The organism is Thermoanaerobacter sp. YS13 (assembly GCF_000806225.2).
Classification (GTDB): Bacteria; Bacillota; Thermoanaerobacteria; order Thermoanaerobacterales; family Thermoanaerobacteraceae; genus Thermoanaerobacter; species Thermoanaerobacter uzonensis.
Genome location: NZ_JOOI01000001.1, coordinates 116,516 through 129,085 on the forward strand (window position 1 = coordinate 116,516; position 12,570 = coordinate 129,085).

Sequence of the window (12,570 nt, forward strand, 5' to 3'; positions counted from 1 at the left end):
GAGGTATATAAGTGGTAAAGCACATGTTTTTAGATAATGTAAACAATTTAATAAGTGAAAGTAAATGGCTTATTTTCCAAAATGAGTATAATACAGAGCTAAATCCTCGATATGAGACCCTTTTTACACTTACAAATGGTTACATGGGCGTAAGAGGTACTTTTGAGGAAGGAAGCGAGGGAGAAAAGCCGGGAAATTTTATTGCAGGAATTTTTGACAAGTCAGATGCGCAGGTTAGAGAAATAGTAAATGCTCAAAATTGGTTGAGAATAAAGTTGTATGCTGAAGGTGAAGAATTAAGTTTAAATAAATGCCAGTTACTGGAATTTAAAAGAATCCTTGATATGAAAAAAGGAATTCTATTTAGGAGTATGTTGATAAAAGACAGCAAAGATAGAATTACTCGAATTGAGGGATACAGGTTTATAAGCCGTAGCGACCTTCATCGTTCTGCAATTAAGCTATTTGTAACACCTATAAATTACAGTGGCGTTGTAGGTATAGAGAGCATTATTGATGGGACTGTTTTAAACTCAGCAGATAGCCCAAAGTATAGAATAAAGCATTTGAAAGTGGTTGACAATATCAGTTTGAGTAAAAGTGGGAGTTATCTTGAAACAGCAACTGTTGACGATGATATTCGCATTGCCACAGGCAGTACTGTGAGGATATATCGTTATGAAGATAAAGAGAAAAATAACATAGCTAAATTTAGAAGATTTTTGTCATTGGGTGAAATGAGTGTTGAGTACTTTGAGTTTGATGCTACAGAGAACAAAACAGTAGGAATTGACAAATTTGTAATAACTTATACCTCAAAAGACGTAAGAAAAGACCTATTAAAGACGACGGTGGAAAGAGAACTCTTTAATTTTGCTGGAGAAGGTATTGACAAAGAGCTTAAAAGGCATATTAAAGTATATGATGAACTATGGTCTGTTGCAGATATAAATATTGAAGGGGATGAAGAAGCAGATAAAGCTTTGCGTTTTAATATTTTTCATCTCATGAGTTCTGTCAATGAAAATGACTTCTTAGTAAGTATTGCTGCGAAAGCTCTTCATGGTGAGGGATACAAAGGTCATATCTTTTGGGATACGGAGATATTTATGCTTCCCTTTTTCATATATGTGCATCCAAAAGCGGCAAAGGCACTTCTAATGTACAGGTACAATATGCTTAATGCAGCGAGAAAAAATGCAGCTTTAAATGGGTATAAGGGAGCACAATATCCTTGGGAATCTGCAGATACAGGAGAGGAAGAAACACCTAAATGGGGATTTGATTACATGGGAAATCCTGTAAGGATATGGACAGGTGATTTGGAGCATCATATAACTGCTGATATAGCTTTTGCAGTGTGGGAGTATTTTAGAGCGACAGAGGATATTGAGTTTATGTTAAACTATGGTGCAGAAGTCATTTTTGAGACTGCAAGGTTTTGGGTATCTAGATGTGAATATATAAAAGAATTAGACAGGTATGAAATAAACAATGTCATAGGTCCTGATGAATTTCATGAACATGTTGATAATAATGCATATACTAATTACCTTGCAAAATGGAATATTAAAAAGGGACTTGAACTAATCAATATGTTAAAAGAAAAATACCATGAACATTATTATACTATATCAAACAAAATATGTTTGACAAATGAGGAAATGGAAAAGTGGAAAGAAGTTGAAGAAAAAATATATATACCTTATGACAAAGACAAAAAGCTGATAGAACAATTTGAGGGATATTTTGACAAAAAAGATTATGTTATTGATAAATTTGATGAAAACAATATGCCTATATGGCCTGAAGGTGTTGATATAACGAGATTGGGTGATACCCAGCTTATTAAACAGGCTGACGTTGTAATGTTAATGCTTTTGTTAGGTGAGGAATTTGATGAAGAGACCAAAAGAATTAATTACGAATATTATGAAAAGCGAACTATGCACAAATCTTCATTAGGTCCCAGCATGTATGCTATTATGGGGTTAAAAGTGGGAGACCACAAAAACGCATACCAATCTTTTATGAGAAGTGCCAACGTGGACCTTGTGGACAATCAGGGGAACACTAAAGAAGGTTTGCATGCTGCATCTGCTGGTGGTACATGGCAAGTAGCTGTTTTTGGATTTGGCGGAATGGAAATTGATAAAGAAGGGATATTAAATATAAATCCGTGGCTGCCAGAAAAATGGGGCAAGCTTTCCTATAAAGTATTTTGGAAGGATAATTTAATAGAGGTTATTGTTACAAAACAGGAAGTGACAGTAAAAAAGTTGAAAGGAAAAGGAAATATAAAAGTAAAGTTAAAAGGGAAAGAGCTAACAATGGAATAGTCAAAAAGGTATAGACAGGTGGTAACCTGCTATACCTTAAAAATAAATTGATTAAGCTTTAAGGGGGGATAAGTGGAGTTAGAGTAAAATTTTAAGTTCTCAATCAGATATTTTACTATAAAATTGTGAAAGGGGAAAGTGGTAATGAGTAAAAAACTTTTAAGTATTTTTGTTTTAACGATCTTTTTGCTGGCAACTGTTTTGGCTGGCTGTTCCTCTAGTAAAAATAATACTTCCAGTGCCAATGAAACAAATACACAAAAACACCAGACACAAAAACCAGTTACTATAAAATTAGGCATGTGGTCATCATCTCCAGCAGAAAAGAAAATAGTGGATGACCAAATAGCTAAATTTAAAGAAAAATATCCGAATATAGATGTGCAAATTGAGACAATTGTGGGAGATTACATGCAAAAATTACAAACAGAACTGGCGTCAAATACAGCACCAGATATATTCTATCTTGACAGCATGCCGGCACCACAGCTTATGTCTTCAGGAGTTTTAGAGCCATTAGATGATTATATTAAGAAATACAATGTGGATGTAAATGATTTCGAACCTTCTTTGCTTTCCGCTTTTAAGTGGGAAGGAAAAACTTATGGTTTGCCAAAGGATTTTAATACTTTAGCTTTGTTTTATAACAAAGACATGTTTAAAGCGGCTGGAATAAAAGAGCCTCCAAAAACATGGGAGGAATTAAGAGACGCAGCTAAAAAGTTGACAAAAGACGGTGTTAAAGGTTTGGTTTTATCAGCAGACCTTGCAAGATTTGATGCTTTTATCAATCAAAATGGCGGGTCAGTGTATAAAGATGGAAAGGTTACTTTAAATCTTCCTCAAAATGCACAGGCACTTGATTTTTATGTAGGTCTCATCACAAAAGACAAAGTTGCTGACACACCACAAAACATGGGAGAAGGCTGGAATGGAGATGCTTTTGCTGCTAAAAAAGCTGCAATGGCGATAGAAGGTGGATGGATGATACCCTTCCTCAAAGAAAAAGCTCCTGATTTAAACTATGGTATAGCAGAGCTTCCAGCAGGCAAGCAAAAATCTACAATGGCTTTCACTGTTGCATATGTGATGAATAAAAACAGCCAACATAAAGACGAAGCATTTAAGCTTATTGAATTCTTAACTGGCAAAGAGGGACAGCAATTTGTCGTAGATTCAGGGCTTGCGCTTCCATCTAGAAAGTCTATGGAAGTAGGCTTTAAAGAAAAATATCCTGAAAGAGCTGCCTTTATAGATGGTGCTTCTTATGCTGTGCCATGGCAATTCGGCTTGTATGGCACAAAGGTAGTAGATGCGGCTAATAAAGCCTGTGAAGCATTAATAATGAAGCAACTAAGTAGTGCTCAACAAGCTCTTGACAATGCACAAAAGGAAGTTGGACAATAATTGAAGTAAGCAGCACCTTATATTTTGGTAAGGTGCTGCAATTATGATTTTTTAAGGTGGAAAGGAAGGATGTATTATTTATGGAAGCGAAAATAACTATGAAAAAAAGGTATTTATACGAAGCTTTATCCGGGTATGCTTTTATGTTGCCTTTTATTGCTTCAATATCTATTTTTTTAATAGGACCATTAATTTATGCTTTTATTATAAGTTTTAAAGAATTTTCTTTTTTAAATTCTGAAGCAAACCGATGGGTTGGATTTGCAAATTATATAAAATTATTCAGTGACCCAACGTTTAAAAGAGCTCTTTTAAATACAACACTTTATTCTTTAGGAGTAGTACCAACACAGCTAATTATTGCCTTAATACTAGCATTAATTGTAAATTCGGATATTAAAGGTAAAACATTTTTTAGAGTTGCTTATTATATACCAACTGTTACATCCACAGTTGCAGTTTCTGTAATATTTTTATATCTATTTAAAGCAGATGGTTTAGTTAATGCTTTGTTAGCTAAATTTGGCATACAAGGACCTACTTGGTTCAATGACGTCAGGTTTGCGCTTCCTTCTATCATGATGATGGCGATATGGTCTTCTGTAGGTAATTACATGGTGATTTTTCTTGCCGGGCTACAGGATATACCATCAGAATTGTACGAGGCTGCGGAAGTGGATGGAGCTAATAAATTTCAGAGATTTTTCAAAATTACTCTTCCAATGTTGCGACCAATAGTGTTTTTTAATCTAGTAATGTCATTAATTGGTACTTTCCAGGTTTTTGATCAAGCCTATGTAGTATCGCAAGGGACTGGTGGACCTCTTGATGCTACAATGACAGTCGTGCTGGATATATATAGGACAGGCTTTAGAGATTTTAACATGGGTTACGCTTCAGCTATGGCTTTTGTATTATTTGTAATAATCTTGATATTGACTCTTATACAGCGAAAGCTTTTCAAAGAAGAAACCTATTAGGAGGTGGCAATAGATGAAAAAGGTGTTGCGGCTTTTATTTTATATCGTTGTAGTAGGATATGCAGTAATTACACTTGGTCCTTTTATATGGTCTATAATAACATCTCTAAAACCCACCAGTGAATTAAATACTTTTGCTGTAAATATAAAACATTTAACTTTAGATAACTATAAAATGATAATTACAAAATTTCCTTTTTTAAGGTGGTTTATAAATAGCGCTATAGTTGCAGCTGTAGTAACGTTTGGCAATATACTGTTTAATTCTATGGCAGGATATGCACTTGCAAGAATAAATTTTCCTGGAAGAAATCTATTGTTTATGGTTGTGCTTGCTCTCATGATGGTACCAGGACAGGTAGTAATGGTGCCAACTTATATCCTTCTCAGCAAATTAGGCTGGGTAAACACTTACATGGGCCTTACAATTCCATTTTTGACCAGCAATTTTGGAATATTTTTAATGAGGCAATTTTTCTTATCTCTTCCCAAAGAATTAGAAGAAGCAGCTACAATTGATGGTTTGTCACGATTTGGGATTTTCTTTAAAATAGTTTTGCCTTTGTCTAAACCTGCTCTTGCAACTCAATTCATTTTTATGTTTACTGGCAATTGGAATAGTTTCTTGTGGCCTAGCCTCTTGACATCCACTGATAATATGTATACACTACCTGTAGGCCTTAATTCTTTCTACGGGCAGTATTATCAATTTTGGAACCAGGTAATGGCAGGAGCTATACTTTTGACATTACCGACTATATTGATATTCTTAATATTCCAGAGATATTTTGTAAAAGGAATATCTACAACGGGATTAAAATAAGCAACGAAGGAGGCTAAAACAGTTGAAATTAGTAGTAAAAAATGATATAATTTTAATTAGGTGATGATAGATGTTATTAACTATAAAAAAAGTTAAAGAGCTGTATGATATAAGCAGAATTACGTTAATAAACTGGGAAAAGGAAGGATTAATAACCCCAGTTAGAACACCAAAAGGAAGAAGAAGGTACAAAAAAGAAGATATAGAGAAATTATTAGGCATGCTGGAAGAAGAACCAAAACCTAAAGTAGTTTTGTATGCAAGAGTGTCCACGAAGAAACAAGAAGAATATCTTAAGAATCAAATTAGAAGACTTGAAGAATACGCTAATTCCCAAGGATGGCAGTATGAAGTCATATCTGAAATAGCAAGTGGAGTAAATGAAAACAGGAGAGGCTTATTAAAGCTTTTAAATAAAATCAAGAGAGGAGAAGTTGAAAAAGTTGTAATAGAATATCCTGATAGACTAGCGAGATTTGGCTTTGAATATCTCAAATTTTTCATGGAAAGCTTTGGGGTGGAACTTATAGTTTTAAACGGGAAAGAAAATGAAGAAGATGCAAATAAGGAACTAGCAGAGGACTTAATAGCAATAGTAACATCTTTCGCAGCAAGAATTTATGGGAGAAGAGGTTCGAAAAAACATGATAGTAATACAAGCTAAACTTGTGTTTTTAAGTCAAGAAGACAAACAAACAGTATTAAACTTAATGAGAAGATGGTCCTCCTGCATGAGATTTGCATATAAGAGACTCTTAGAAGGTTATGATAGAAACACACTAAAAAGAGAGCTTCAAGGGATTTTTAACTTAAACTCAAGATATGTAGATGATGCAATAATGAAAGCAAGAGGTGTATTAGAATCATCTAGACAATTAGACAACAATCCAAAGAAAGTCATTTTTGCAGGAAGAGACTTGTTTAAAAAACTACAAAAACGCCATATAAACGGGAAAGAATATCAAAAATTAAAAATTAGGTGGCAGGAGAAGAGAAAAGGAAATCTTTATTCAAGAGGAGATAAAAGCAAAAAAGGAAATCTCAACACAAGAATAGAAGTAAAAGAAAATGGTACTTTCTTAAGGATAAATGTAAGGGAAAGAAAATATGTATATGCCAGAATAGAGGCAGGATATAAAAAGAATAAAAGCAGAGAAGAACTCCTTCAGGAAATTGCCCAATCAAGCATACCCTACTCTGTAGAATTAAAACTTAAAAATGGCAGTATATACGCCTATTTTGCTATAGAAGAAGAATATCCAGAAATAAAAATAACAAAAGAAAAAGGAGTCATAGGAATAGACATAAACGCATGTCCAGACAACATATCATGGACAGAAACAGATGAAAAAGGCAATCTAATAAGCTATAATAAAATACCAATGCCAGAGCTTGCAAGTGGAAATAAAGACAAAAGAGAATATTTCAGATGGAAATATGCTCATGAGATAGTAAAAATAGCAAAAGAAAAAGGAAAAGCAATAGTAATTGAGAGATTAGACATAAAAGACAAAGGCAAAAGAGGAGACTTTTCAGGGAGAAAATCAAGGAGAATAAGACATAGCTTTAGCTATAAATCACTTCTTTCAAAAATAAAAACACTAGCAAAAAGAGAAGAGATAGAAGTAATAGAAGTCAATCCTTCTTACACCTCAATAATAGGCATGTTAAAATATTCACCGCAGTATATGATAACAAAAGACATAGCAGCAGCCTATGTAATAGCAAGAAGAGGGTTGGGACTGCAAGAAAAGATACCAGATAATTATATAAAGTTTCTCAATACATTAACTGGAAATGAATTAGAAGAATTAAAAGAGCATGTAAAGAAAACAGTCAGAAACAAGCATATAAAGAAAAAGCACATAAAGGAAATAAATAGAGCAATAAAATTTTTACAAAGCTTTGAGAGTGAGCCAGAAAGAGTACTAAAACCTCTGGATGGAACAAGTTTTAGTATCTATGATTTTTGGCGAGTTCTCAAGGTAGCGGTGGTAACTTCACTCTCTCCTGGGAAGGTACCAAGAGACTTCTCTGCCCTGAGGGAATTATTAATCCAGGGCAAGTGGAGAGACCCGTAAGGGCGTGAGTTCCTGCTTCTTGGGGCAGGGGCTATGGCTTTCCCAAATACCGCCTGCTGGGGCTGGGAAAGTCTGAAGGGCGGACTACAAGTACCCCAGCTATCTAAACTGTGCACTTTTGTACAGTTTAGGTAACCAGGAATAAAATGGCAAGGTATCAAGGAGTAATTTTTGATTTAGATGGTGTTATTACAGATACTGCAAGATACCACTATTTAGCATGGAAGAAACTCGCTGATGAGTTAGGGATATATTTTGATGAAGTTATAAACGAGAGATTAAAAGGTGTAAGCCGCCTACAGTCTTTAGAGATAATTTTAGAGAAAAGTGATAAAAAATATTCTCAAGAAGAAAAAGAATATTATGCAAATAAAAAGAATGAGTACTATAAAGAGATGATAAAGAGAATTACACCTGAGGATCTATTGCCTGGAGTGGAGAGATTCATTGAAGAGCTTAAGAAAAGAGGTATTAAAACAGCAATTGCCTCTGTCAGTAAAAACGCTTTTACTGTTGTTGAAAATTTAAAAATAAAAGATAAATTTGACTATATAGTGGATGCAAATGAAATTAAGCATGGAAAACCTGATCCTGAGATATTTTTAAACGCAGCAGAACATCTTGGCATTTCTCCTGAAAAGTGTATTGGAATAGAAGATTCTGCTGCGGGCATCACTGCAATAAAAAAAGCAGGGATGTATGCAGTAGGAGTAGGCAATCCTGAAACGGTAAAAGAAGCAGACTTAATTTTAAAGGATTTAAGTGAAGCGGATAAAATATTAGAATTGCTGTAGTGTGGAAATATTCCCCTGTATTTGGGGAATATTTTTTATGGTTCTTTGTCAATAGTTGGGGTGGGTATTTTTTTCTGAATGCCCACCTATAAATTTTATAACAAGAAATATTTATTAAATTATGTTAGTTATGATAAAAGATATAGCTAGAAGTATGGGTGGATATTTATCTATGTCTTTTCATCAAAGCTCTATAATATCCTTGAATATCCTTTATTACTAAAAATAGCATTGCATCAAGCATTGCAATATAATATCCTTTTTCTGAATCGATAAAAATTTCTGTAACCATATGCAAGCCTTTTTAGTACTTTAATTTTATTGTTATAACCTTCTGTTACAGAATTAGTGTAAGGTATATCAAAGGCATTTGTTATTTCTTCAAACCAATGGTTAAATACTTGCACACATCTTTTAAATTCATCAATTTTACTTTCTTTAGCTAACTGTATCCATCTTTTTAATTCTATTTTTGCCTCCTTTGAATTTTTGCATTTTAATACTTTATCATTAAATTCTTCTTTTAAAAGGTATGCTATCCTTAAGTCGTCACTGTACCAGAACATTACTTCCAATTCTTCTTTTTGTTCTGTTGTTAAAGTATCATATTTTGCAAGAAGTAGCTTACGGCTTCTTTTGAAATATTTTCTTTTATTGTCTGGTAGCTCTATATTCCTTTAGGACGATTTGCAAGACCTAATGAGATTGCAGAAGTGGTAGTTTTTCTAGCTAGTAAAGAATCTAGCTATATTACAGGAGAAACGATCAATGTAGATGGTGGCTTGTTAATGGATTAGGATAAGGGGGTAATAAAAATGGCGCAAGTTGTTGTGATGCCCAAATTAGGGCTTACTATGACTGAGGGTACGATCACTAAATGGCATAAGAAAGAAGGCGATGAAGTTAGAAAAGGAGAAATACTATTTGAATTAACTACAGAAAAAATTACATATGAGGTGGAAGCGGATGTAGACGGTGTTTTAAAAGTTATATTGGTAAAAGAATGGGAAAGTGTATCTCCCGCTACTCCTGTTGCTATAATTGCAGGAGAGAATGAAAGTATAACTTCTATACTTGAAAGTGTAAAAAAATCTGAATTAGCTTCTGTTGGGGAAGCAGCAGAGTTAAAGGGAACTAAAGAAAAACTAGAATTGGGAACAGAATTAAAGGTAGAGTCAAGGGAAATCAAGGCTTCTCCAGCGGCCAAAAAGCTGGCTAAAGAAAAAAATATCGATTTAAGAGAAATTAAAGGTACAGGGCCAGATGGGAGAATTTTATTAGAAGATGCAGAAGAATTTATAAAAAGTAAAGAGAAAGCGGTTATAATACAGGAATATTCGGAAGATGAAAACGATGAGAAAGTTCCTCTGTCACCTGTACGGAAAACTATCGCAGAAAAAATGGTTGCTAGTTGGAATACAATCCCGGCAGTGACTTATGGAATTTCTGTCGATATGACAGAACTTATGGATTTAAAGGAAAAATTAGAAAGTGAGTTTGAAAAAAAAGGTGTAAAATTAACGTACAATCATTTTTTAATAAAAATTTGTTCTGTTGCATTAAAAGAAATGCCCTATATGAACTCTACAATAAACGGGAATGAATTAATAATTCATAAAAATATAAATATTGGAATGGCTGTAGCTAGGGAGAAGGGATTGATTGTACCAAATTTAAAAAATGTTGAAAAAAAATCTTTATTTCAAATCGCGAAGGAAACTGAGGAATTAATAGAAAAAGCGAGGAAGAATAGTCTGAGTGTGGATGAACTGACAGGAGGTACATTTACAATTACTAATTTGGGAATGTACGGGATAGAATTTTTTTCACCAATTATAAATCTTCCTGAAGTTGCTATATTAGGAATTACTGCCATTACCAATAAACCATCGATGGTTAATGGTCAGATAGTTATAAAGCCAACAATGGTTCTAAATTTGACTGCTGACCATAGGGTGGTGGATGGAGCAGATGCAGCTAAATTTTTACTTAGAATAAAAGAATTGATTGAAAAACCTTACCTTTTAATAATGGATTAAAAAAAATCAAATACATTCTTTTACAGTTTGCTAAACAATTTTGATTTTATTTAACAGATTTATATATCAGAAATATTTTGTTAACTGAGGGCTTATGATAAGCTCCTTTTTGTTTTTACAAAGAATGGAATCGTATAATTTTGTAAAAATAAAAAAATAAAATGGCTTTAATATTTTTTTACAAATGCCGATTTTTTAGTTAGATACTAAATGAGGAGGAGGACTGTTATGGCTATTTTTTATTACATGGCAGGAGTTATTGCAATTATTTTAGTAGTAGCTTTTTTGTACTGGTGGATAGTTAAAAGGCGTGTAACTTTGGTGTTAAGGGAAATGAAGGAGGCAATTGATTCAATTGCAAAAGGGGACCTGTCAAGAAAAGTTGACATAAAAGGCGATAAGGAATTAAAAGAACTGGCTAAATCTCTCAATAGCTTCTTGGAAAATTTTAAAACGCTTATTATGGAGTCTCAGCAGACCGCAGAGCAAACAGTGGTGGGTTCAAAAAAATTGGTGATTGCAATTGATAACGTTACCACTGCTGCAAAAGAAATTTCAAGTGCCTTAGAAGAAATTGCAAAAGGAGCAGAGGAACAAGCGGTAGCTGCACAGAAGACAGCCAAAAATGCCAGTGAGGCTTTTGAGCTGAATGAGAAGGTTAAGAATAAATTTGAAGAGACAAAGAATTTAAGTATTAGTATGGAAAAAGAGATTAAAGAAAATGAAGAGATTATGCTAGAACTAATGAAGAGGATGGAGGAAAGTGCTAATAAAAACAAAAAACTTATAGAGGAAGTATCTGAATTAAGAGAAAGGGCAAATAAGATAACTGACATAATCGGAATGGTAAACAAAATTGCTGACCAGACAAATTTACTGGCATTGAATGCAGCAATTGAAGCAGCAAGAGCGGGAGAACATGGAAAAGGGTTTGCAGTTGTAGCAGAAGAGGTGAGAAAACTTGCAGAGCAGTCAGCTTCTGCAGCAGGGGAAATAGTGCTTCTCACAAAAAGCATTCAAGATAAAATAAAAGAAGTTTCAGTGAAATTGGAGGAAGAGATTAAAGGAGTATTGGAAAATTTATCTTATGCAAGTCAGGTAAAAGACAAACTAGAAAGCGTTGTAAATGCAAGTGAAAATGTGGTGGAGGCAGTTGCTTTTGTGGACGATCTTGTCAATTCTCAATACGAAAAAATAAAAGAGATTGCGGAATTAAATCATAAGATTGCAGCAGTGACACAGGAGACTGCAGCGAATACGGAGGAGACCTTGGCTTCTACAGAAGAACAAGTGTCTTCTATGGAAGAGCTAAGAGAGATGATGAACCGCCTGGATGGCTTTGCTGAAAAACTTCAAAATCTAGTGAAGAAGTTCTCAGGAACAGTAAAGCTTACAGTGGAACAAAAGAGAAGAGTAGAAGAGGCAAAAAAAATACTGCAAAGAATAGCGGAAGAAAAAAGAGAAGAGTTATTTGGAGATAGAGCAAAGGATATAATCATGGATATTGTGAAAAGATATCCTAATTTTGAATTGGCTTTTTCAATACTAGGAAATGGAGATATAAAAGCGATTTCTGTTGAAATTGATATATCTAATGTGTATCACAGAACTTGGTTTCAGAGGGCTATTGAGGGGGAAGTAACAGTAACAGAGCCTTACATTTCTTTGGCGACAAATGAAATTTGCGTGACAATAGCAATTCCTGTCTACAAGGGAGAGAAAGTAATTGGAATTTTTGGAGGAGACGTTCAATTAGGCAAATAAAAGAGAAAAAAGTCGGAAGCATATGTATGCACGAGATTTCTAAAAACTATTTAAGAAGAAAAAATAATAAAGGAAATATTTGATAATTATCCACACATTAACATAGAAGTTTTATCGGATATTAAAGCAGAGAAGGTTTAGACAGATTAAAAAAATTGTTTAAAGCCGAAGTGGGTGAAGTGCGTTCTTTTTTAGCTAATTAAATGTAAATATTAGGGAGAAAGTGTATTTAGAAGGAGTCATTTATTAGTTTTACCTAAGTACAAAAGGAATACTGAGGTTGTTCTTGATAAAAAATTATAAAAAAAGCTACAAAGCAAAAAACATTTTTATAAAAAACTCT

Annotated in this window: 9 protein-coding genes and 2 pseudogenes; 10 read left to right on the plus strand and 1 reads right to left on the minus strand. The window is 33.8% G+C overall.

Features of this window, described 5'->3' with window-relative positions; translation table 11 throughout:
* The first annotated feature begins 11 nt into the window (after window positions 1–11).
* From THYS13_RS00540 to pgmB, 7 genes are all read left to right on the plus strand, one after another.
* Window positions 12–2,339 (plus strand): glycoside hydrolase family 65 protein, encoded by a 2,328-nt coding sequence (locus THYS13_RS00540; protein ID WP_042832672.1) that lies wholly within the window; start codon window positions 12–14, stop codon window positions 2,337–2,339.
* A 144-nt stretch (window positions 2,340–2,483) separates the two neighbouring features.
* Complete coding sequence (locus tag THYS13_RS00545; RefSeq protein WP_042832673.1) at window positions 2,484–3,746, plus strand: ABC transporter substrate-binding protein; 1,263 nt, start codon at window positions 2,484–2,486, stop codon at window positions 3,744–3,746.
* Between the two features lie 80 nt (window positions 3,747–3,826).
* Window positions 3,827–4,726, plus strand: a complete 900-nt coding sequence (locus THYS13_RS00550; protein ID WP_042832674.1) for a carbohydrate ABC transporter permease — start codon at window positions 3,827–3,829, stop codon at window positions 4,724–4,726.
* A gap of 13 nt (window positions 4,727–4,739) precedes the next feature.
* The gene (locus THYS13_RS00555) at window positions 4,740–5,549 is read left to right on the plus strand and encodes a carbohydrate ABC transporter permease (protein WP_042832675.1); all 810 of its coding nucleotides are present in this window, start codon (window positions 4,740–4,742) and stop codon (window positions 5,547–5,549) included.
* A 70-nt stretch (window positions 5,550–5,619) separates the two neighbouring features.
* The gene (locus THYS13_RS00560) at window positions 5,620–6,213 is read left to right on the plus strand and encodes an IS607 family transposase (protein ID WP_042832676.1); all 594 of its coding nucleotides are present in this window, start codon (window positions 5,620–5,622) and stop codon (window positions 6,211–6,213) included.
* Window positions 6,194–7,630 (plus strand): IS200/IS605 family accessory protein TnpB-related protein, encoded by a 1,437-nt coding sequence (locus THYS13_RS00565; protein WP_042832677.1) that lies wholly within the window; start codon window positions 6,194–6,196, stop codon window positions 7,628–7,630. Before THYS13_RS00560 ends, THYS13_RS00565 begins: the two co-directional genes overlap by 20 nt.
* Before the next feature lie 146 nt (window positions 7,631–7,776).
* Window positions 7,777–8,424, plus strand: a complete 648-nt coding sequence (pgmB, locus tag THYS13_RS00570; protein ID WP_042832678.1) for a beta-phosphoglucomutase — start codon at window positions 7,777–7,779, stop codon at window positions 8,422–8,424.
* 236 nt (window positions 8,425–8,660) lie between these two features.
* Here pgmB and THYS13_RS00575 read toward each other — a convergent pair.
* A pseudogene (locus THYS13_RS00575) lies at window positions 8,661–9,092 on the minus strand (transposase); the annotation flags it as partial.
* A 3-nt stretch (window positions 9,093–9,095) separates the two neighbouring features.
* On the opposite strand from THYS13_RS00575, the pseudogene THYS13_RS13740 reads away from it, so the two are divergent.
* The 3 genes and pseudogenes from THYS13_RS13740 to THYS13_RS00585 all read left to right on the plus strand — a co-directional run.
* A pseudogene (locus THYS13_RS13740) lies at window positions 9,096–9,221 on the plus strand (SDR family oxidoreductase); the annotation flags it as partial.
* Between the two features lie 18 nt (window positions 9,222–9,239).
* Entirely contained in the window at window positions 9,240–10,463 is a 1,224-nt protein-coding gene (locus tag THYS13_RS00580; protein WP_042832681.1) for a dihydrolipoamide acetyltransferase family protein, read from the plus strand.
* A 228-nt stretch (window positions 10,464–10,691) separates the two neighbouring features.
* Complete coding sequence (locus THYS13_RS00585; RefSeq protein ID WP_235603183.1) at window positions 10,692–12,227, plus strand: methyl-accepting chemotaxis protein; 1,536 nt, start codon at window positions 10,692–10,694, stop codon at window positions 12,225–12,227.
* Window positions 12,228–12,570 lie beyond the last annotated feature (343 nt).